A 22,045-nucleotide genomic window follows, 5' to 3' on the forward strand; every position below is an offset into this window, starting at 1 on the left:
TCGGTGCGACTACAGGGTGATCGAACTTTGGTTACCCTAACCTAAGTTGATCCTCCGCGGGAGTGATCCATGCCTCTCTTCTGATTAGGCTAGCCTCACCTGACACAAAGTGGAAGGCGGACACCGGGGTGAAGACCGTCCTGAAGGACGCCGTCGTCGGGCAGTGGAGGTCGGTGACCACCGCTTCGGCGCTCGGCGCGGCGCACCAGGCGGGCGAGGCGGCCGTGCCGCTGCTCGTCGGCGTGGTGATCGACGAGGCGGTGCGCACCGGAGCCGGCGGGCGGCTGGTGCTCTGGATCGGCGTGCTGGCCGCGGTGTTCGTGACGCTGTCGTTGAGCTTCCGCTTCTCCTTGCGCAGCGGTGAGAAGGCATCGCACCAGGCCGCGCACGAGGTGCGGTCCCGGCTCACCGCGCGAGTGCTGTCGACCGACGGCGGCGCGGCGCACGGCAGGCTGTCCGGGGAGCTGGCGAGCATCGCCACCAGCGACGCCCAGCGGGTCGGCCAGGTGAACCTGGCGCTGCCGATCGCGTTCTCCGCCGTGGTCGGCCTGCTGGTGGGCGCGGTGGCGCTGCTGCGCGTGTCGTGGGTGCTCGGACTGCTGGTCCTGGTCGCCGCGCCGGTGCTGCTCGGCCTGGCGCACGTGCTCGGCAAACCACTCGAACGGCGCAGCGACGCCGAGCAGGACCGGGCGGCGCTGGCGTCCGGGGTGGCGGCCGACCTGGTCGCCGGGCTGCGGGCGCTGAAGGGCATCGGCGCGGAGGTGACGGCGGCGCGCCGGTACCGCGTGACCAGCCGGTCGTCCAGGGCCGCCGCGATCCGGGCCGCCCGGTCGCGGGCCTGGCTGGACGGCTCGATGCTGGCCATGACCGGGGTGTTCCTGGCGGTGGTGGCGCTGGTCGGCGGGCACCTGGCCGCATCGGGCGCGATCACGGTCGGCGAGCTGGTGGCCGCGGTGGGGTTGGCGCAGTTCCTGCTGTGGCCGCTGTCGATCTTCTCCTGGGTCAACGGGCTGCTCGCGCAGGGCCGGGCGTCGGCCGCGCGGGTGGCCGAGGTGCTGGCCGCTCCCCCGGCCGTGCCGCCGGGTTCGGCGGCGTTGCCCGAGGTGGCCGGGCGGGTGCAGCTGGACGGCGTGGTGTCCGGGTCGTTGCGGGGCGTGTCGTTGACGGCGGCGCCCGGCGAGCTGCTCGGCGTGGTGGCGCGCGATCCGGCGGACGCGGTGTCGTTGCTGGCCGTGCTGGCGCGGGAGGTGGACCCGTCGGGCGGCGCGGTGACGCTGGACGGCGTGCCGCTGTCCACTGTGGAGGGTACGGCGCTGCGGTCGGCGGTGGTGGTGGCGGCGCACGACGCGGACCTGTTCGAGGGGTCGGTGCGGGAGAACGTCGCGGCCGGCGGCCCCCGGGTGGACGAGGCGATGGACGCGGCGCGGGTGGACGACGTGGCGCGGGCGCTGCCGGACGGGCTGGACACGGTGGTCTCCGCGCGCGGCCGGTCGCTGTCGGGCGGGCAGCGGCAACGGGTCGCGCTGGCCCGGGCGCTGGCCGCCGCTCCCCCGGTGCTCGTGGTGCACGACCCGACGACCGCGGTGGACGCGGTGACGGAGGTGGCGCTGGCGGCCGGGATCAAGCGGGTTCGGGCCGGGCTGACCACCGTCGTGGTCGCCACGAGCCCCGCCCTGCTGGCCGCGGCGGACCGGGTGGTGTTCCTGGCCGGTGGCGCGGTGGTCGCGGAGGGGACGCACGCGGAGCTGGTCGCCGATGACGACTACCGACTGGCGGTGTTGAGCTGATGCGCGAGTTGTTGGCGACCGCGTCCGGCACGCGGACGTGGGCGGCGGTCGGGGAGCTCGTGCGACCGCGGCGGGCGTTGGCCTGGGGCGCGTCGCTCGTGCTGCTGGCCGGCACGGCGGTCGGGTTGCTCACCGCGCCCGTGCTCGGCCGGATCGTGGACCTGGTGGGCGCGGGGTCGTCCGCCATCACGTGGCTCGTGGTCGTGTTGGTGCTGGTCGCCGTCGCGCAGGGCGTGTCGACCGCGTTCGGCACGGCGCTGGTGGCGCGGCTCGGCGAGGGGATGCTCGCCGACCTGCGCGAGAAGTTCGTGGAACGGGCGCTGCACCTGCCCCTGGAACGGGTCGAGGAAGCGGGCGCGGGCGACCTCACCTCCCGCGTCACGCGGGACGTGCAGGTGATCGCGGACGCGGTGCGCAACGCGCTGCCGGTGATGGCGCGCTCGGCGTTGACCATCGGGTTGACCGTGGTCGGGATCGCGGTGCTGGACTGGCGGTTCCTGATCCCGGTGCTGCTGGCGCTGCCGATCCACGTGCACACCGTGCGCTGGTACGGCGGCCGTGCCGTGGAGCTGTACGCGGCACAGCGCGTGGCCGTGGGCGTGCAGCAGCAACAACTGCTGGACTCGATCGGCGGCGCGGCGACCGTGCGGGCGTTCGGGCTGGCCGAGTCGCACGTCGACCGCGTCCGGTCCCGCTCGCGGGAGGCGGTGGACCTGGCGCTGCGCGGCATCCGGCTGCTCACCCGGTTCTACGGACGCCTGAACGCGGCCGAGTTCATCGGGCTGGCCGGCGTGCTGGTGACCGGGTTCTGGCTGGTCGGCGCGGGCACCGCGTCGGTGGGCACGGCGACCGCCGCCGCCCTGTACTTCCACAGCCTGTTCAACCCGGTCAACGCCGCCCTCGCGCTGGCCGACGACGCCCAGGCCGCCACCGCCTCGCTGTCCCGGCTGGTCGGGGTGGCCGACGAGCCGATGCCCGTGCTCGAAGGGCGGGTGCGGCCCGACGACACGACGATCAAGCTCGCCGGCGTCTCCTACTCCTACGTGGACGGCCACCCGGTGCTGCGGGACGTGGACCTCGAACTGGCCGCCGGTGAGCGGGTGGCGCTGGTCGGCGCGTCCGGCGCGGGCAAGACGACGTTGGCGAAGCTGATCGCGGGCGTGCACGAGCCGACCAGCGGCTGCATCAGCCTCGGCGGGGTGGAGCTGGGCGCGGCGGTCCGGTCGGTCGCGCTGATCACCCAGGAGGTGCACGTCTTCGCGGGTCCGCTGGCCGACGACCTGCGGCTGGCCCGCCCGGACGCCACCGACGCGGAGCTCACGGCGGCGCTGGACCGGGTGGGCGCGCTGGGGTGGGCCGAGGCGTTGCCGTCCGGCCTGGAGACCGTGGTCGGCGAGGGCGGGCACCGGTTGACCGTGGCGCAGGCCCAGCAGTTGGCGCTGGCCCGGCTGGTGCTGGCCGACCCGCCGGTGGCGATCCTGGACGAGGCGACCGCGGACGCGGGCAGCGCCGGCGCGCGGGAGCTGGAGGCGGCGGCGGCGCGGGCGCTGGACGGCCGGACCGGGTTGCTGGTGGCGCACCGGCTCACCCAGGCCGTGACGGCCGACCGCGTGGTCGTGCTGGAAGCGGGCCGGGTAGTGGAGAACGGGACGCACGAGGAACTGCTGGCCGCGGGCGGCCGGTACGCCGAGCTGTGGGCGGCCTGGTCGGGCACCCGCGCCTGATGTCCCCCGAACGCCGTGTATCCAGCGGCCGGACGCGGGCCTCTACCTGGTGTTGGTCCCCCACCGCCACCACTGGAGCCCCGCCGTGACCAGTTCCGTCAAAGCCGACGCGACGAACACCGTGACCATCACGTACCACCTGACGCTGCCCGACGGCCACGTCATCGCGGGCACGAAGACGTGCACCAACCTCGACCGGCTCGACTGCCCCCAGTACTACTACCGCGAGGAGGACCGCAAGGACGAGCGGGGCAAGCCGGTCTACCTGCACATGTGGGACCCCGACACCCAGCTGTTCGACTGGCTGGCGAACCAGGTGTTCGCGCACTGCCGCAACGACACGCAGACCTACACCGCCGCCGCCCGCCGGGCGGTCGGCCGGGTCGACGTGGTCGACGACCAGGGCCCCTGCCACTCCTGCCGCGGCGTGCTGTCCCAGTTCCACCGCGAGTACCCGAACGTCGTCGTCAAGGTCGACTACGCCACCGGTGACGTGAACCGGCCGACGAAGCCCGCGGGCACGGGCAAGGGCGTCTACGGCTACGCGGAGGGCGCCGTGCACACCGGTCGCGGCTGGTGGACCAAGACGCTGTGAACGCGACTCCAACGAGAAGCCGCCATGACAACGATTCCGCCACCGTCACGCGCCCGCAACCGCAGGGAACCGCCGTGCACGGCCATGATCGTGTCCACAATGGTCAGTCCGAACCCGGCACCCGCGCCGGCCGCGGTCCGGTCGCGCCCACCCCGCCGGAACGGCTCGGTGAGCTCGGCCACCTCGTCGGCGGACAGCGGCGGACCGGTGTTCTCGACGCGCACGGCCCCGTCCGCGGCCGGCAGCACCCTCAGCACGGAGAACCTCTTGGGCGACAACCGGATCGGCACGCCGTCCCGGACCGAGCCCTGCCACCGCTCCAGCACGACGTCGACCGAACAGCCTCACCGACGCCCTCCCTGTCCGGAGGGGTCGGTGAACACCGGCCGACATCAACAGGGCATGAACACCGGGCTCAGAACAGGACGATCAGCAGGATGATCCCGAGAACGACCGCGATCAGGGTCGGGATGGTCGCGGGCGACCTGCGGTAGTGGCTCTGCACCGAGGTGGTGCGGAACCAGCTGTACGGCACTCGGCGACGGTGTCGCTGAACCCAGGGCATTTCGGCTCCCAACGTCGTTTCGTCCCCCGACGATCACCAGGGAGATACCCGCGACGGTCCGCCGCTAAGCCCGGGAACGCCCCGGATGCCGAAAACGCCGGTGGCCGCGAGGGCCACCGGCGTTTCCGGGCGGAACGGGCTCAGGTCTGTTCGGCCACCGGCACGGGCCGGCGCAGGGCCAGCGCGTCCGGCACCAGGGTCAGCAGGCCCAGCACGCCGAGGGCCGCGCCGATCCACAGCGGGCCGCGCAGCCCCATGCCCCAGTCGATGCCGAGACCGCCGATCCACGACCCGACCATCACGCCGAGCATGATGCAGGCCGTGTGCACGGAGTTGACCAGCATGTTGTTCTGCCCCACCCGCGCGCCGCGGGTCACCAGGGCCGGGTTCATCGACACGCCGGTCAGGCCGATCACCACCAGCGCGACGACCGCGACCACGGCCGACTGGGCGAACAGCGCGAACAGCACCATCGCCGCCACGGCCACGACCAGGCCGACCACGAGCACCTGGATGGTGAACCGGTCGGCCAGCCGGCCCACCACGTTGTTGCCCACGATCGTCGCCACGCCGTAGACCACGAGCAGCACCGGCACGATCCCCGCCGAGAACCCGCTCAGCTCGGTCAGGATCGGCACGAAGTAGGTGAAGCCCGCGAACGTGGCGCCGATCAGCAGCAGGCTCGTCGCGTAGATGGCCCACAGCTTGCCGCTGCGGAAGATCGCGAGCTGGCCCGCCATCGGCATCGCCGGCGGGGCGGGCATCGCGGGCAGCGCCTTGACCAGCAGCAGGCCGACCGCCAGCGCGACCACCGCCACCGACAGGAAGCTGACCCGCCAGCCGAACCGCTCGCCGACGAACGTCGCCGCCGGCAGGCCGAGCACGGTGCCGAACATCAGCCCGCCCAGCACCAGCGACGACGCCCGCGCGAACTTCTCGCCGCCGACCAGCTCGGCGCACGCCGTCAGCGCCACGCCGAAGAACGCCGCCGCGGCGACCGCGGTGACCAGGCGGGCCACCACCATTGTCCCGTAGCCCTGCGCGACCGCGCCGAGCACCTGGCCCACCACGAAGACCGCGACGAGGCCGAGCAGCGCGGTCTTGCGCGACATCTTCAACAGCGCCACGGTCAGCAGCGGTCCGCCGACCGCCATCGCGCCCGCGTAGACGGTCACGAGGTAGCCGACGGCCGCGAACGACACGTCGAACTCGGCGGACAGCGCGGGCATCAGCCCCGACACCATGTACTCACTGGTGGTCAGGGCGAAGATGCCCAGGCCGAGGACGTAGACGGCTAGCGGCATCGGTTCGGACTCCCGAAGAGGATTGGACGGTCGAGCGACGCCGGCGACGGGCCGGCGGTGGGTCAGATGTTGGTGATGATCCGGTCGATGAAGCCGTACTCCAGGGCCTCCTCGGCGGTGAACCACTTGTCGCGATCGGCGTCGCGCTCGATGGTCTCCACCGTCTGACCGGTCTGCTCCGCGGTGATCCGGGCCATCCGCTTCTTCATCTGCGTGAAGATCGTCGCCTGGATCTCGATGTCGGTCGCCGTGCCGCCGATGCCCGCGGACGGCTGGTGCATCAGCACCCGGGTGCTGGGCAGCACGAAGCGCTTGCCGCGCGTGCCCGACGAGAGCAGGAACTGCCCCATCGAGGCCACGAAGCCCAGGCCGATCGTGGAGACGTCGGGCTTGATGTGGTTCATCGTGTCGTAGATGGCCATGCCCGCCGTGACCGAACCGCCCGGCGAGTTGATGTACATCTGGATGTCGGCTTCTTCGTCCTCGGCCGCGAGCACCAGCAACTGCATGGTCAGCCGGTTCGCGACCTCGTCGTTGACCTCCGAGCCGAGCAGCACGATCCGAGACCGCAGCAGCTGCTCGTACAACGGGTCGTGCGTGATCGGAGCTTGCGTGTTCGAGCGGGCCATGATCGCTGCCGCGAGGTCCACCGTTCCCCCATGTTCCATACCGTGAATGTGCCGATCGACTACGGAACGTAGCCTGATCGTCGCAACCCAATCAACTCGGCGCTCCGCAGTTCGCTAGTGGCGAACCTACCGCCGACGCGCCTCCGACGGCGCGTCGCCGAGCAGCACGGTCGCCGCGTACCCCAGCGAATTGCCCCGCACGCGCACGACGGTCAGCCCGCACTCGCGCAGCAGCGCCCGGAACCGGGCCTCGCTGAACGACCGGGAGTAGAAGCCGTCCGAGCCGGTGAACAGCACTCCGCCGTCACCGGTCAGCTCGAACGCCAGCTCGCGCACGCCGCAGCGCGTGTAGTAGGCGTGCCGGACCCTGGTGGCCTCCAAGCTCTCGCCGAACACCGAGATGACCGCCGCGCCGGACGCGCCGGCCAGGGACCGCAGCAGCCGCAGCGGGTGGCGGAAGTTGCCGAGCAGGTTGAACGGCAGCATGTACAGCGGCCGCTCGCCCACCACGTCCCGGTCCCACCGGTGGTGGTTGAACAGGTCGTCGACCAGCGTCCGCGCCCGCTCGGCCATGCCCTCGCGGTCGATCCGCGCGGTGAGCGTGGCGACCGCCTGGGCGTCGAGGTCGACGCCCAGGTAGCGCACGCCGAGGTGGCGCGCCACCTCCAGGGCCCGGCCGTCGTAGCAGCCCAGCTCGACCAGCGTGTCGCAGCCGAGGTAGGGCATGGCCTCGACCGTGGCCAGGCTCTCCATCTGCAGCAGCGGCAGCACGTCGTCGGGGAAGTTGGCGAGGGTCATGATGGTCGCCGAGCCCGACGAGCGCGCGTAGAACGCGGACTCCGGCTGGTGCTCGACCGCCAGCGCCTGGTGTTGGCCGATGTGCTCTTCGAACGGGTCCGACATCTGAAGCGCAGACTCCTCGGGTGTGGGCGGACGTGTCACGCGCGCCTGACCGGAGGCGCCGTGAACCGCCGGTACACGACGTCGCGCAGCACGTCCTCGCCGCCTTCGACCAGCGACACGTGGCGCAGGTCGCGCATGAGCGCGCCGATCGGCAGCTCGTCGGTGTAGCCGAGACCGCCGAACACCTCCGACCCGGTGCTCGCCACCCGCCACCCGGCCTGGCCGCAGAACACCTTGGCGACCAGCGCGGACTTGAGCGCGCCGCGCCGGGCGAACCGCCGCGCCGCGTCCGGGTCCGCGCGCACGGCGTCGAACTCGGCCGCCGCGGCGCGGCACTGGCTGCGCATGGTCTCGATCTCGATCTCGACCTGGGCCAGCTTGTCGGCGAACAGCGGGTGCCTGGCGAGCACGCCGTCGCGCAGCCGCCTGCCGCCCGCGAAGTCCAGGCACAGGTCGCGGACGCGCCGGGACAGGCCGACGGCGGTGGCGGCGATGAGCACCCGGCTGGCGTTCAGCCCGACCTCCAGCAGCCGCAGGCCGTGCCCGTCGAGCACGTGGCCCGCCGGGACGGCGCAGTCCGACAGCGACACGCGGTGCACCGGTGAGCCGGTCAGGCCCATCGTGCGCCACGGCTCCGACACCGCGACCCCGGCCGCGTCGCGCGGCACCACCACGGCCACGTGCGGCTGCTCGTCCGCGCCGGCCTCGTGCCGCGCCACCACGAGCAGGTAGCGGGCGTCGTCGGCGTTGGTGGAGAACAGCTTCTCGCCGGTGACGACGACGGTGTCGCCCTTGGGCACCGCCGTGGTGCCCATCCGGTCGAGCTCGCTGCCGGCGTCCCGCTCGGTGACGGCGGTGGCGAAGAAGCCGCCCTCCCGGCCGAGCGCGCCGAGCACCTCGGCGCGCAGCCGGTCGTCGCCGTACAGGTCGACCAGCGTCGAGCCGATCACGCCGACCAGGGACGAGAACGCGAACCCGGCGTCGGCGTAGGCCAGCTCGTCGACCACGTCGACGCCCTCGACCAGGGACAGGCCGCGGCCGCCGTGCTCGACGGGCAGCCACCAGTTGGCGAGCCCCGCGGCGTGCCAGGCCGCGGTGCGCGACGCGAGGTCGGCCGGTCCGTCGAGCAGGTGCGTCCGGGCGAACGCGCGCACTTCCTGACGCAGGCCCATGACCTACGCGGACCGGGCCCGGGTGGCGAACCGGAGCAGCCCGCCCACGGTCTCCACCTCGTCCAGCTCCTCGTCCGAGGCGACGACCCCGAACTCCTTGCGCAGCTTCATCGCGAGCTCCACCAGGACCAGCGAGTCGAACCCCAGGTCCTCCAGCGGGGTCTCGGGCGTGATGTCCTCGGCCGGCACCTCGCTGATCTCGCTGATCAGCACGACGAGCCGGTCTTCGACCGCAGAACGCATGACTTGTCCCCCTAGCTGCCGATGTCGTTGATCTTGGGCCAGCGCACCGCGACCGACCCCCAGGTCAGTCCCGCGCCGAACCCCGTGAGCACGACGTTGTGCCCGGACCTCAAGCCCTGGTGGCGCATCCCGTGCCCGAGGGCGAGCGGGATCGACGCGGCGACGGTGTTGCCGACGTCGGAGATGTTGCTGACCAGCCGGTCGGCGGGCAGGTCCAGCTGGTCGGCGACGGCGGCCAGGATGCGGGCGTTGGCCTGGTGCGGCACCAGCCGGTCCACCTCACCGGTGGCCCAGCCGACCTGGTCCAGCACCCGGCGCACCGAGTCGCTCATCGCGGTGACCGCCTTGGTGAAGACCGGCTTGCCCTCCATGTGGAAGTAGCCGCGCGTCGCGCCCTCCGCCCGTTCGACCCGGGTCACCGCGGGCACCTCGAGCAGGCCGACGTGCTCGCCGTCGCTGCCCAGGTCGAACGCGAGCAGCGCGCCGTCCTCGTCGCTCCCGCCGGCCCGCAGCACGACCGCGCCCGCACCGTCGCCGATGAGCGCCCGGCCGGACCGGTCGCCCGGGTCCAGGGTGTCGGTGAACTTGTCCGCGCCGATGAACAGCGCGGTCTCGAACAACCCGGCCGTGATCATGGACGAGACCGCGGCCAGGCCGTAGACGAACCCGGTGCAGGCGGCCTGGACGTCGAACGCGGGCGTGCCGGTCAGGCCCAGGCGTGAGGCCACCGTGGGCGCGGTGGCCGGGCACTGCCGGTCGGGGGTGGTCGTGGCGAGCACGACCACGTCGACCCGCTCCACACCGGCCGAGGCCAGCGCGCGTTCCCCGGCCGCCACCGCGAGGTCCCCGGTGGTGGTCCGCTCGTCGGCGACGTGCCGCTGCCGGATGCCGGTGCGGGTGCGGATCCAGGTGTCGGAGGTGTCGAGCACCTCGGCGAGCATGTCGTTGGTCAGCACGTCGGGCGGCACGTGGGTGCCGAGCCCGGCGAGCACCGCGGCCCGTGCCACGGCTCAGCCCTGCACGATCGCCGCGGCGGCGTCGGCCCCGCCGAGCGCTTCCATGTGCTTCACCGGGTTCCAGAAGTCCCGGTAGAGCGTGATGTGCTCGCCGTCGGTGTGCAGGACCGAGATGTAGTCCTGGTCCAGCTTGAGGCCCGACGCGGTGGCGGTGCCGTCGCCGTGGAACTCGCCGATGGCCAGGTTCTCGTCGGCGGTCGGGTAGAAGGTCACCTCGCCGAACTTCACGGTCAGGTGCTCGGGGAACTTCTGCATGTGCTGCCAGATGGCCTCGCGGCCCTCGAAGCGGTTGGGCCAGCCGGGCGGCGCGTAGGGGAACTCCAGCACGCCGTCGGGGTGGAACAGGTCGCACCAGCCGCGGGCGTCGCCGTTCTCCAGCAACTCCAGGCTGCGGGTCAGGATCTCCTGGGCGTTCATGCGGACGTCCTTCCGGTGAGCACGGGCTGGGGGATGACGGGCACGCTGATCAGGGCGCGCAGGAACGTGATCGGCAGCCAGACCAGCTCGCCGTGCGGCACGGCCAAGCGCAGGTCCGGGAAGCGGGTGAGCAGCTTGCCGATCGCGACGCGGGCCTCCAGCCGGGCCAGCGGCGCGCCGACGCAGTAGTGCACGCCGTGGCCGTAGCCGAGGTGCCCGTCTGCCTTGCGGGTGAGGTCGAGCCGGTCCGGGTCGGCGAACCGCTCGGGGTCGTGGTTGGCGGTGAGGTTGGAGACCAGCACGTACTCCCCCGCCGGGATGGTCACGTCGCCGAGGTCGACGTCCTCGACGGTGAACCGGAGCATCGACGCGCGGACGGCGCTGTCGTAGCGGACCAGCTCCTCCAGCGCGTTCGGCAGCAGGTCCGGGTCCTCCCGCAGCGACGCGGCCTGCTCGGGGTGCAGGAGGAGCGTGACGACCGCGTTGCCGATCATGTTCATGGTCGTCTCGAAGCCGGCCATCAACAACAGGTGGGACATGGCCACGAGCTCGTCCGCGGAAAGCCCGTCCTCGTCCGCGGCCTGCACGAGCGCGCTGTAGACGTCGTCGGCCGGGTCGCGGCGCTTGGCCTCCAGCAGGCCGCGCAGGTAGTCGGCCTGCTCCTCGGCCAGCGCCTCGGCGGCCTCGGGCGACAGCAGCTCCGCCTGCCGCTCCCACGCACCGCGCACGTGGTCGCGTTCGGCGGTCGGCACGCCCAGCAGCTCGCAGATCACGCCGATGGTCAGCGGCACGGCGAAGTCGCCCATCAGGTCGACCTGCTCGCGCGCGGCCATCGCGTCCAGCAGCTCGTCGGTCAGCTGCTCGATGTGCGGGCGCAGCCGCTCGACCCGCCGGCTGGTGAACGCGCGGCCGACCAGGGCCCGCAGCCGGGTGTGGTCGGGCGGGTCGGCGTTGAGCATGTGCGCGGTCAGGGAGGCGCCGATGGCCTCCCGCCGCTCCCCCGTGCGCCGGGCGTACAGCTCGGCCGCCTGCTTCGCGTCACGCCGCACGCCGGGGTGCGAGAGCACCTTCTTGGCGTCGGCGTACCGGGTCACCACCCACACCGGGTGGTCGGGCGCGAGGTGGGCGGGCCGGGGCGCGCCGTCGACCTGGAGGCCGTCGTAGAGCGGGTGCAGCGGCGAGATCAGCTCCTCGCCGAGGCGGAGTTCAGGACCCGACACGGTGCGCCTCCTGGTCGGCGGGCAGCGGGGTGACGATCTTGCGGAACATCGAGTCCACGGCGGTGTCGGGCAGCACCCGCGCCAGGAAGCTGCCGCGCCGCACGTCCGTGCCGATGCGGTAGCGGGTCTTGGGCTTGGCCGAGGTGAGCGCCGAGTCGATGGCGGCGGCCACCTCGGCGGGCCGGGTCTTGCTGTCCTTGGCGGCCTGCTCGTTGAACTGGAGGAACCGCAGGAACGTGGCCCGGTAGAGGTCGGCGACGCGGGCCGGCGCGGCGGACAGCGCGTCGTGGCCCTCCTGGGCGATCTTGCCCCAGATCGGGGTCCAGATCGCGCCGGGGCTGACCACGGACACCGACACGCCCATCGGGGCCAGCTCGCGGCGCAGCGCGTCGCTCATGCCCTCCTTGGCGAACTGGGCCGCCGAGTACGGCCCCAGGTACGGGATGGCGACCGTGCCCAGCCCCGAGGTCACGTTGACCAGCCGGCCGCGGGCGGTGCGCAGCTGCGGCAGGAACGCCTGCGTGACCGCGAGCTGGCCGACCACGTTGACCTCGAGCTGGCGGCGCAGCACGTCGGTGGGCACGACCTCCAGCGGCGCGGAGACGCAGATGCCCGCGTTGTTGACCAGGCCCCACAGGCCGCGTCCGCCGACCTTGGCGGCCACCTCCTCGGCCGCGGCGGCGATGGACGCCTCGTCGGTCACGTCGAGCACCACGTGCTCGACCCGCCCCGACGGGCAGTCGGCGGCGAGCCGGTCGCCGTCCTCGGTCTTGCGCACCGCGCCCAGGACCCGGAAGCCCCGCTCGGCCAGGTGCAGCGCGGTCTCCCGGCCCAGGCCGGTCGACGCGCCGGTGATCAGCACGGTCTTGCCGCTCGGCGGCAGTGCCTTGGCGGTGAACACCATGTACTCCTCACGCGCCCGCGGGCGAACTCTGGGTGATCTCCGACAGCAGGGTGTCCAGCGAGTCGTCCGCCATCCGCCGCGCGCGCTCGTCCGGCACCGCGTCGGCGATGTAGGTGAAGTTCCAGAACAGGCGGCCGTGGCTGGAGTTGATCGTGGCCACGAAGTAGCCGTTGACCGAGATGCCGGTGAGGAACTGCGCGTCCGACACCTGCCACGGCCCGATGCGGTCGGGGAACGCGTACCGGCCGATGTTGGACGAGCACAGGTTGATCGGCCCGTTGGCCTCCATGAACTCCATGAACGGCCGCGCCTCGGCCAACGACGGCGGGCACGCGCCGACCACCATCGTGACGAGGTTGAAGTGGTCGCCCTTCGCCTTGCGCCCGGTCAGGTCGTCGGTGATCGCGCGGGCCAGCTCCCAGAACGGCAGCGCCGGGTCCACCACGGACGGCACGGTGGCCACGTAGGTGCCCACCTCGTCGGGCCGCACGGGCGGTTCCAGCTCGCCGCGGAAGTCGATCGGCGAGCCCACCGCGAAGTGGCCGTGGCCGCCGCCCGCGTCCGCCGCCGCGGCCCGCACCAGCGCCGCGGTGATCGCGCCGTGCACGGTCGTGCCGTGCTCGCGCGCCGCGCGGGCCACCGCGTCCACCTGCTCGCCGGTCAGCTCGCGGTGCAGCAGGCGGGACCGGCGCTCGTCCAGCGGCACGCGGGTGGTCGGCTCGACCCGGCCCGGCTCGGTGCGCGCCATCAGCTCCTCGTCGCGGGCGGTCTGCTCGGCGAGCCGGGCCGCGCCCTCCTCGCCGGTGTGCCGGGCGGGGCGCAGCTCGTCGGGCGGCGGCAGCTCGCGGTAGGACTCCACCGGGCCGCCGGCGGCGGCCAGCTCCAGCCACTGCTGCGCCAGCGTGATCACGGTCGTGCCGTCGGCGATGATGTGCGGCACGACCACCAGCAGGTCGTGCACGTCGTCGTCGCCGCTGATCACCACGGCGCGGGCGAGCGGACCGGTGGCCGGGTCGACGCGGTCGAGCAGCTCGCGCTCGTTGACCTCGCGCACCCACTGGTCGTCGTGCTCGCGCCGCACGTGCCGCAACGGGATCGGCCGGTCGGTGGGCACCCAGCGCGGGTCCAGGCCGTCGTCGGCCACGATGGCCAGCCGCAGGAACGGGTGCCTGGCCTGCACGGCGTCCAGGCCGCGGCGCAGCACGTCGGCGGGCAGCCCGCCGCGCACCCTGGTGCGGGAGATGACGTTGAGCGTGGAGAGCTGGTCGCACATCCAGTACCAGCGCTCCACCGGGGACAGCGGGCGGATCGGCGTGGCCATCACTCGACTCCGGGGAAGATCAGGGCCTGCTCGTTCTGCCGGTCGAGCGTCTTCTCGGGGACGAACCGGAAGTACAGGCCGCGGGCGAAGGTCTGGAACGGGTTCTGGAGCTGCTCGGTGCGGCTGAGCCCGCGCGAGGCCAGCACCATGCCGCGCGCCCGGTCGCGCCGGCGGTCCTCGTAGGCGCGCAGCGCGGCCCGCGGGTCGTCGATGGTCTTGAGGCAGTGGGCGAGCACCGCGCCGTCCTCGATCGCGATGGCCGCGCCCTGGCCGAGGCTGGTCAGCATCGGGTGGGCGGCGTCGCCGAGCAGGGTCACCGGCCCGTCGCCCCACTGCTCCAGGAACGGCCGGTCCTGCGCGGGCAGGCTGGTGATGCCCTCCTCGGGGGTGGCCGCGATGACCTGCTGCACCTCGTCGGCCCAGCCGGCGTAGAGCCGCTGCACGCCCGCCTTGCCGCCGCGCCAGTCGGCCGCCTGCTCGGCGGGCATGTTCTTCGTGCCCCACCAGTAGACGTCGCCGCCGCCGATGTCGACCAGGCCGAACCGCTGGCCGCGACCCCAGTAGTGGGCCGCGTAGGCGTGCGTGACCCTGGGGTGGCTGAACTTGGGCGTCGCCCGCCACACCACGTAGTTGTAGTCCAGGGGCCGCTCGGGGCCGGCGATCGTGCGGCGGATGGCGGAGTTGAAGCCGTCCGCGCCGATCAGCACGTCGGCGCGGACCTCCCGGCCGTCGTCGAACGAGACCACCACGCCGTCGCCGTCGTGGGTGTAGCCGCTGGCGGTGGCGCCGAACTCGAACTTCGCGTCCGACGCCTGCTCCAGCAGCGCCTGCTGGAGGCTCGCCCGGTGGATGGCCAGGTTCGGCTGCCCGATCCGCCGGGCCAGCTCACCGAAGTGGATCGTCCTGATCGGACGGCCGCGCTTGGTCAGGAAGCTCAGCGACTCGAACACCAGCGACCGGCCGGTGAACTCGGGCGTGACGCCGACCGCGGCCAGCGCGGTGAGCGCGTTGCTCATCAGCGACAGCGCCGAGCCGACCGGGCGCAGCTCGCGGGCCCGCTCGTACACCTCGACCTCGAACCCGGCCCGGCCCAGCGCGGCGGCGGCCGTCAGGCCGCCCATGCCCGCGCCGACGATGACGATCTTCTTGCGCTTGCTCACGGTGCGGTCCCCTCGGCCCGGTTCGGGCTCAGCAGCGTGGTGATGGCGTCGGCGACGCCCGCGACGTGCGGCTCGTCCATCAGCACCAGGTGGTCGCCGGACACGGTGACGACGTCGAGCCGGCCGGTGGTCCAGTGCCGCCACCCGTTGTCGGGTTCGGCGTGCAGCGTGCCCGCGGCCCGGTGCATCGGCTTGAGCGAGTCGGGCAGCGGCCCGTCCGCGCGCAGCAGCGTCACGTCCAGGTCGGTCACCGGCGGCCGGTAGTCCAGCAACGCCCGCCAGTTGGCCCGGAACAGCTCGTACAGCCGCTTCACGGTGGCGCGCGAGGTGCCCCAGGGCAGCACGCCGGTGCTCATCGCGCGGTCCAGGACGCGGTCCAGCTTCTCGTCCTCGGAGAACTCCGCCGGCAACTGCTCGACCGCGTCCAGGCTGCGCTCGAACCACACCAGTTCCCAGTAGAAGAACTCCATCAGCGCGTCGTCGCCCACCGTCACCTCGTGGTCGCGGCGCATGGTGATCGAGTCGAGCAGCACCAGCTCCGCCACCGCGTCCGGGTCCTCGGCCCGCAGCACGCGCGCCATCTCGTAGGCGACGAACCCGCCGAACGACCAGCCGCCCAGCACGTACGGGCCCTCCGGCCGCACGCGCCGGATCGCGGCCAGGTAGGCGGCCGCCATCTCCTCGATGGACCGGGCGGGCGTGCTGCCCTGGTCGCTGCCCGCGGCCTGCAACGCGTAGACCGGCTGGTCCGGCGGCAGGTGGCGGGCGATGGGCAGGTAGCACAGCACGTGCCCGCCCAGCGGGTGCACCAGGAACAGCGGCGGCCGGTCGCCGTCGCGGCGGATCGGCACCAGCGGGTCGAACTCCGCCACCGCCGACTTCACCCGCAGCCGCTCGGCCAGGCCCGCCACGGTCGGCGTCTCGATCAGCGCGGCCAGCGGTACGCCGACGCCGTAGCGCTTCTCGATGGTGACGACGAGCCGCATCGCGGTCAACGACGTGCCGCCGTTGGCGAAGAAGTCGTCGTCCACGCCGATCTCGGACACGTCGAGCAGCTCGGTGAAGACCTCGGCCAGGTTGCGCTCGTACTCGTCGCGCGGCGCGACCCGCTCGGTGGAGTCGTCGCGGGTCAGCGGGATCTCCCGCAGCGCCGCGTCGTCGCGCTTGCCGCTGGGCGTCAGCGGGAACGCGTCCAGCCATCCGAAGTACGACGGCACCATGTACTCCGGCAGCTCCGCGCGCAACGACCCGGTCAGGTCCGCCATGTCCACGCCGTCGGCCTCGCCGGTGAGGAACGCGGCCAGGAACGCGTCGCCGTCGGGCCGCCTGCGGGCCACCACGGCCGCGCCGCGCAGGCCGGTGTGCCGCTCGGCCTGGCGCATGATCGCCAGCTCCACCTCGGCGGGCTCGATGCGGAACCCGCGCACCTTCACCTGCGTGTCGGCGCGGCCGAGCCAGATCACGCTGCCGTCGGGCAGCAGCCGGCCCAGGTCGCCGGTGCGGTACAGCCGCGCGCCCTCGCGCCACGGGTGCGGCAGGAACCGCTCCCGGGTGAGGTCGGGCGCGCGGTGGTAGCCGCGGGCCAGGCAGTCGCCGCCGAGGAAGATCTCGCCGGTGACGCCGACCGGAAGGGGCCGCAGGTCCGCGTCGAGCACCTGCACCTCGACGCCGTCCAGCGGCCGGCCGATCGGCGGCAGGTCGGGGAAGCGGGCCGGGTCGCCGGTCAGCGTGTGGTAGGTGACCTGGTGGGTCTCGGTCGGCCCGTACTGGTTCTCCAGCATCAGACCCGGCACCGCCGCGGCGAACGCGCGCACCTCCTCGGTGATCCGCATCTGCTCGCCGGACGACACGACCACGCGCAACGCGCCCGGCCGCACGCCCACCGCGTTGGACGCCTCCGCCAACCGCTGGAACGCCACCGCGGGCAGCAGCACCCGCTGCACCGCGTGCCGGTCGAGCAGCTTGAGCAGCGCGATCGGGTCGAGCCGCGTCTCGTCGGTCACCAGCCGCAGCTCACCGCCGCCGCAGTGGGTGGAGAAGATCTCCTGGAACGACATGTCGAAGCTCAGCGGCGCGAACTGGAGCGTGCGCAGGCCCGGTTCGCCGCTGGGCACGCGCAGCTGCCACTGCGTGTACCCGGCCCACATCCGGTGGGTCAGCTCGACGCCCTTGGGCCGGCCGGTCGACCCGGAGGTGAACAGCAGCAGCGCCAGGTCGTCCAGCTCCGGCGTGGGCAGCTCCACGTCCGCGTCGTGCTCGGCGGTCACGTCCGCGACCGGGATGACGATCGCGTCGTCCTGCGCCACGTGCGCGTGCTCGGGGTGCGCGACCACCCGGTACGGCCGGGCCGTGTCCAGGATCAGCGCGAGCCGGTGCGCCGGGTAGCTCACGTCCAGCGGCACGCACACCAGCCCGGCCCGCAGCACGCCCCAGATCACCGCGATCATCTCCGGCGACCGGTTGAGCGCCACGCCGATGGTCGCGCCGGGTTCCGCGCCGCCGGCGAGCAGCCGGGTCGCCACCGAGCGGGACACCCGCTCCAGCCCCCGGTACGTCCACGCGTGCTCGTCGCCGAACGTGACGGCCGGCTCGTCCGGCGTGGCCCGCGCCTGCCGCGTGAACCGGGTGACCACGTCGACCAGCGGCTCGGGGTGCGGCACGACGTCCCGGCGCGGCGCGAGGAACCCGAAGTCGACCGCGCCGTGCGGGTCGGCCACCAGCTCGCGCAGCACGCCGACGTAGGTGTCGGCGATCAGCGCGGCCTGGTCCCGGGTGATCGTGCGGCCGTCGGTGTCGACCCGCAGGAACGTGCCGTCGCCGACCGGGTCGGCGATGACGTTGACGAACAGCGAGAAGTTCGTCTCCTCCCACACCCGCAGGTCGGCCAGCTCCCGCAGCGGCTCCAGCACGTGCAGGTCCACGAAGTTGAACGCGGTCTGGAGCACGCCGCCGTGCGCCTGCTGGATCGCGCTGAGCGGGAACCGCCGGTGCCCGTGCCCGTCGCGCTCCTGCCGGAACAGCTCCCGGGCCACGTCGAGCCGGCTGCGGCCGTCGACGTCCGTGCGGACCGGGACGGTGTTGAGGAACAGGCCCACCATCCGGTCGGCCTCGGGCAGGTCCGGCCTGCCGTGCGCGACGACGCCGGTGACCACCGTGCCGGCGCGGGAGAACAGGTGCAGGGTCAGGCAGTGCGCGGCCAGCACGAGGGACTTGACCGGCAGCGAGTGCTCGGCCGCGGTCGCCCGGACCCGGTCGAGCAGCTCCGCGGGCAGGTCGACCCGGTGGGACGCGAACCGCGGCTCCTCCACCGGCTCGTGCGCGCGGAACCCGTCCAGCGCGGTCATCGCCGCGCCGTCGAGCAGGTCCGCCCAGTAGCGCGCGGCCTCCGGCGAGGTCAGCGCCCGGCGCTCCTCGCGCACCTGCCACGCGGGCGACGGCGCGGCGGGCGGCGCGGGGTCGCCCCGGTAGAGCGTCATCAGCTCGACGATGACGTTGGCGACGCTCCAGCCGTCGAGGATCGCGTGGTGGAAGCTGAGCACCAGGTCCAGCGCGTCGTCCCGGACGAACGCGGTGAACAGGTGCAGCGGCGCGCGGTCCAGCTCGTAGCGGTGGAACCGGCGCTGCTCGACGTGCCGGGAGATCACGTCCTCCGCGTCGGCCCGCCCGCGCAGGTCCACGACCTCCAGCCCGCCGGTGACGTGCTCGTGCACCAGTTGCAGCGGCTCGGAGAAACCCGCCAGGTCGAACGACGACCGCAGTGCCGGGTGCCGGGCCAGCACGGTGTCGAACGCCCGCCGCAGCGCCTGCTCGTCCCACTCGACGTCGAACCGGTAGCGGAACACGTCGTGGTAGACCGACGAGTCCGGGTGCCGGCTGGAGTGGAACAGCAGCCCGAGGCTGAGCCGGTTGACCGGGAACGCGTCGGCCAGCCCGGACAGCCGCGGCCGGTCCACTTCGGACACCAACTCGAACGGCGCCAGCCGCGCCTCGGGCGCGACGGTGGCCGAGAGCCGACCGGCCAGCTCCGCGACGGTGGGGTGGCTCATCAGGTCGGCCGGTTCGAACCGCAGGCCGCGGCGCTGCGCGCGGGCCCGCAGCCGCAGCATGACGATCGAGTCGCCGCCCAGCGCGAAGTAGTTGTCGTGGACGCCGACCTCGGGCACGCCGAGCACCTCGGCCCACACTTGCGCCAGCTCCGCCTCGACCGGCGTGCGCGGCCGGCCGTCCCGCGGCGCGGTGACGACCTCCGGCAGCCGCCGGCGGTCCAGCTTCCCGTTGGGTGACAGCGGGATCGCGTCGATCCGGGTGAAGAACGCCGGGATCAGGTGCTCCGGCACCGCCCGCGCCATCACCGCCCGCAGCTCGGCGGGGTCCAGCTCCTCGTCGGCCACGTAGTAGGCGACCAGGTGGGTGCCCAGCGCCTCGGAGTGCCGGTCGACCACGGCGGCCTCGCGCACGCCCGGCAGCGCGGCCACGTGGTCGCGCACCTCGCCCGGCTCGACCCGGTTGCCGCGGATCTTCACCTGGTCGTCCACCCGGCCCAGGTACTCGATCGCACCGTCGGCCAGGCGGCGCGCCCGGTCTCCGGTGCGGTAGAGCGTGCCGCGGCCGGTGAGGTGGTCGGGCACGAACCGCTCGGCGGTGAGCGCCGGCTGGTTCAGGTAGCCGCGCGCCACGCCGACGCCGCCGATGTGCAGCTCGCCGGGCGCGCCCACGGGCTGCGGCCTGCCCGCGCGGTCGAGCACGTGCAGCCGGATGTTGTCGATGGGCCACCCGATCGGGACGCGCGCGGGCGTGCCGGGCGGGCAGTCGTACGCCGAGACGTCGACCGTGGCCTCGGTCGGCCCGTAGAGGTTGACCAGCCGCGCGGAGTCGCCGAACACCCGGTTGAACCGGGCGACCTGCGCGGGCGGCAACGCCTCGCCGCTGCAGAACACCAGCCGCAACGACGACGCCGCCCGCCGCGCGCCCGGGTCGTCCTCGAGCAGTTCCAGCAGCGGCGCGAACATCGACGGCACGAAGTGGATCACCGTGACGCCGTCGCGCTCGACCGCCCGCAGCACCTCCCGCGGGTCCTTCTCCGCGCCGGGCGGCAGCAGCGACAGGCGGGCGCCGGTGAAACCCCACCAGAACAGCTCCCACACCGACACGTCGAACGACACCGGGGTCTTCTGGAGCAGCACGTCGTGCTCGCCGATCGGGTACCGGCGCTGCATCCACCACAGCCGGTTCACCACCGACCGGTGCTCGACCATCACGCCCTTGGGTCGCCCGGTGGACCCCGACGTGTAGATGACGTAGGCCAGGTCACCCGGCGCGGCCTGCGGCTGCACCGCGTGCGCGGGCGGCACGTCGGCCACCCGCAGGACCGTGCCGACCGAGCCCAGCGCGGCGGCGTCCACCTCGACGTCACCGACGAGCGCGACCTTCGCGCCGCTGTCCTCCAGCAGCAGCCGCACCCGCTCGGCCGGGTAGGTCGGGTCGACCGGCACGTACGCGCCGCCCGCGAGCTGCGCGCCCAGCACCGCGGGCAGCAGGTGCGGTCCCCGTTCGACCAGCACGGCCACCGGGTCGTCCCGCGTCACGCCCTGCGCCCGCAGCGCCGCGGCGACCGCGTTCACCCGTGCGGCCAGCTCGGCGTAGGTGGCGGTGACGCCGTCCGGCTGGACCAGCGCGACGCGCTCCGGCGTCCGCTCCGCCTGGCGGGCGAACAGCTCGGGCAGGGTCACGTCGTCGGGGAACGGCGCGTCGGTGGCGTTGTGCGCGTGCACGAGGTCGTGCCGCTCCTGCTCCGACAACGGGTCCAGCTCGCCGACCGACACCCCGGTCGAGGTGGCCAGCGCCCGGAAGAGGACCTGGATGTGCCGTGCCGCGGCCTCGATCGGGAAGTCCGCGTCGAACACGTCGGTCGCGCACTCCAGGTCGACCCTCGGGTCCTCGGCGCGGTCGAACTCCGAGACCCAGATCGCCAGCGCGTCCTGGTCGTGGCCGTGCGTCCGGGCCACGGTCTCGTAGGACAGGCCGGGCGTCGCGGGCGGTTTGCCCAGGTAGGCCACCGTGACGTCGAACAGCGGTTCGCGGGCCAGCTCGCCCAGGGGCAGCCGCTGGTGCTTCAACAACGCCCTGGTGTCCTGCCGCACCCGGGACAGCAGCCCGTCCACGGTCAGCCCGGCCGCGGTGCCCACGCGCATCGGCAGCGTGTTGGCGAACTGGCCGACGGTCTGCTTGGCCCGCCCGCCCGAGCGGTTGAGCACGGGCACGCCGAGCACCACCTCGTCGACCTGGTGCACCTTCGCCAGGTACAGCGCGACGGCGGCGGAGAACACCACGAACGGCGACTCGCCGCGGTCGCGGATGGCGTTGACCAGCGACCGCTCCAGCGGGAACGAGTACCGGCGCATCCGCCGGCCGCCCCGCGGGCTGCGCCGCGTGAACAGCACGGGCTCGACACCGGCCAGGGCCTGCCGGAAGAACTCGCGGTCCTCCTCGTGCCGCTCGGACCCCTCGTAGGTGTCCGCCGCGGTCAGCTCGGCGAACGACGGCGCGTGCTCGTCGGCGACGCCCAGGTACTCCTCGCGCACCCGCGTCAAGAACAGTTGCAGACCCCACGCGTCACAGATCACGTGGTGCGTGCGGACATATGCGTACACGCTCTCGCCCGCGTTCAGCAGGACGAGATCCACCAGCCGGTCACCGGTCAGGTCATAGGTAGTTGAAAATTCATCACGGAACCACCGTTCCACTTCGGATTCCCGATTCAACCGCACCCGGCGAACCGAGAATTCCGCGTCGTCGGCGAGCCACTGGTACGGCTCCCCGTCGTCTTCGGAAAAGCGAAGCCGAAATGCGTCGGTCCGCTGCGCCGCCGCCACCATGGCCTGGACCAGGCGGTCCTGGTCCACGTCACCGCGGTAGCGGTCATAAATGAAGACGGTGTACTGGTCCAGCTCCGGAAATTGAGCCCCGGCCACCCAGATGTCTCGTTGGTAAGGCGACAGTCGAAAACGAGCAGTACTACCCACCGAGCCCCCAGTGTGCTGCACCGAACATGATCCGCGATTCCGCGCCGGCTAGCGGGGCAACCG

At 73.1% G+C, this 22,045-nt stretch carries 16 protein-coding genes; 3 read left to right on the forward strand and 13 right to left on the reverse strand.

Annotated elements, in window-relative coordinates:
• Nucleotides 1–128: 128 nt before the first annotated feature.
• From ACIQMJ_RS10935 to ACIQMJ_RS10945, 3 genes are all read left to right on the forward strand, one after another.
• Entirely contained in the window at nucleotides 129–1,787 is a 1,659-nt protein-coding gene (locus ACIQMJ_RS10935) for an ABC transporter ATP-binding protein (RefSeq protein WP_499760756.1), read from the forward strand.
• Nucleotides 1,784–3,511: an ABC transporter ATP-binding protein gene (locus tag ACIQMJ_RS10940; RefSeq protein WP_499761063.1), complete on the forward strand. Its 1,728-nt coding sequence runs from the start codon at nucleotides 1,784–1,786 to the stop codon at nucleotides 3,509–3,511. Before ACIQMJ_RS10935 ends, ACIQMJ_RS10940 begins: the two co-directional genes overlap by 4 nt.
• A gap of 85 nt (nucleotides 3,512–3,596) precedes the next feature.
• A complete protein-coding gene (locus ACIQMJ_RS10945; RefSeq protein ID WP_499760757.1) occupies nucleotides 3,597–4,106 on the forward strand; it encodes a deaminase domain-containing protein in 510 nt (169 codons plus the stop codon).
• Here ACIQMJ_RS10945 and ACIQMJ_RS10950 read toward each other — a convergent pair.
• The 13 genes from ACIQMJ_RS10950 to ACIQMJ_RS11010 all read right to left on the reverse strand — a co-directional run bounded on the left by ACIQMJ_RS10950 (nucleotide 4,052) and on the right by ACIQMJ_RS11010 (nucleotide 22,003).
• A complete protein-coding gene (locus tag ACIQMJ_RS10950; RefSeq protein ID WP_499760758.1) occupies nucleotides 4,052–4,432 on the reverse strand; it encodes an ATP-binding protein in 381 nt (126 codons plus the stop codon). The two genes, ACIQMJ_RS10945 and ACIQMJ_RS10950, sit on opposite strands and share 55 nt — an antisense overlap.
• Before the next feature lie 379 nt (nucleotides 4,433–4,811).
• Nucleotides 4,812–5,975 (reverse strand): MFS transporter, encoded by a 1,164-nt coding sequence (locus ACIQMJ_RS10955; RefSeq protein ID WP_499760759.1) that lies wholly within the window; start codon nucleotides 5,973–5,975, stop codon nucleotides 4,812–4,814.
• A 62-nt stretch (nucleotides 5,976–6,037) separates the two neighbouring features.
• The gene (locus ACIQMJ_RS10960) at nucleotides 6,038–6,604 is read right to left on the reverse strand and encodes a ClpP family protease (protein ID WP_499761064.1); all 567 of its coding nucleotides are present in this window, start codon (nucleotides 6,602–6,604) and stop codon (nucleotides 6,038–6,040) included.
• Nucleotides 6,605–6,730: 126 nt separating this feature from the next.
• Nucleotides 6,731–7,507, reverse strand: a complete 777-nt coding sequence (locus ACIQMJ_RS10965) for a class I SAM-dependent methyltransferase (RefSeq protein ID WP_499760760.1) — start codon at nucleotides 7,505–7,507, stop codon at nucleotides 6,731–6,733.
• Between the two features lie 35 nt (nucleotides 7,508–7,542).
• Nucleotides 7,543–8,679 (reverse strand): acyl-CoA dehydrogenase family protein, encoded by a 1,137-nt coding sequence (locus ACIQMJ_RS10970; protein WP_499760761.1) that lies wholly within the window; start codon nucleotides 8,677–8,679, stop codon nucleotides 7,543–7,545.
• Nucleotides 8,680–8,682: 3 nt separating this feature from the next.
• The gene (locus tag ACIQMJ_RS10975) at nucleotides 8,683–8,922 is read right to left on the reverse strand and encodes an acyl carrier protein (protein ID WP_106615759.1); all 240 of its coding nucleotides are present in this window, start codon (nucleotides 8,920–8,922) and stop codon (nucleotides 8,683–8,685) included.
• Nucleotides 8,923–8,933: 11 nt separating this feature from the next.
• Entirely contained in the window at nucleotides 8,934–9,929 is a 996-nt protein-coding gene (locus tag ACIQMJ_RS10980) for a beta-ketoacyl-ACP synthase III (protein ID WP_499760762.1), read from the reverse strand.
• Between the two features lie 3 nt (nucleotides 9,930–9,932).
• Entirely contained in the window at nucleotides 9,933–10,355 is a 423-nt protein-coding gene (locus ACIQMJ_RS10985) for a nuclear transport factor 2 family protein (protein ID WP_499760763.1), read from the reverse strand.
• A complete protein-coding gene (locus tag ACIQMJ_RS10990) occupies nucleotides 10,352–11,575 on the reverse strand; it encodes a cytochrome P450 family protein (protein ID WP_499760764.1) in 1,224 nt (407 codons plus the stop codon). The genes ACIQMJ_RS10985 and ACIQMJ_RS10990 overlap by 4 nt, the downstream gene beginning before the upstream one ends.
• Nucleotides 11,562–12,476: an SDR family NAD(P)-dependent oxidoreductase gene (locus ACIQMJ_RS10995; RefSeq protein WP_499760765.1), complete on the reverse strand. Its 915-nt coding sequence runs from the start codon at nucleotides 12,474–12,476 to the stop codon at nucleotides 11,562–11,564. The genes ACIQMJ_RS10990 and ACIQMJ_RS10995 overlap by 14 nt, the downstream gene beginning before the upstream one ends.
• A gap of 10 nt (nucleotides 12,477–12,486) precedes the next feature.
• On the reverse strand, nucleotides 12,487–13,800 hold the full coding sequence (locus ACIQMJ_RS11000; protein WP_499760766.1) for a phthiocerol/phthiodiolone dimycocerosyl transferase family protein: 1,314 nt from the start codon (nucleotides 13,798–13,800) through the stop codon (nucleotides 12,487–12,489).
• Nucleotides 13,800–14,960 (reverse strand): FAD-dependent oxidoreductase, encoded by a 1,161-nt coding sequence (locus ACIQMJ_RS11005; protein WP_499760767.1) that lies wholly within the window; start codon nucleotides 14,958–14,960, stop codon nucleotides 13,800–13,802. The genes ACIQMJ_RS11000 and ACIQMJ_RS11005 overlap by 1 nt, the downstream gene beginning before the upstream one ends.
• Nucleotides 14,957–22,003, reverse strand: a complete 7,047-nt coding sequence (locus ACIQMJ_RS11010) for an amino acid adenylation domain-containing protein (RefSeq protein WP_499760768.1) — start codon at nucleotides 22,001–22,003, stop codon at nucleotides 14,957–14,959. The genes ACIQMJ_RS11005 and ACIQMJ_RS11010 overlap by 4 nt, the downstream gene beginning before the upstream one ends.
• Between the last annotated feature and the right edge of the window lie 42 nt (nucleotides 22,004–22,045).

Source organism: Actinosynnema sp. NPDC091369, from assembly GCF_044757065.1.
Lineage (GTDB): Bacteria > Actinomycetota > Actinomycetes > Mycobacteriales > Pseudonocardiaceae > Actinosynnema.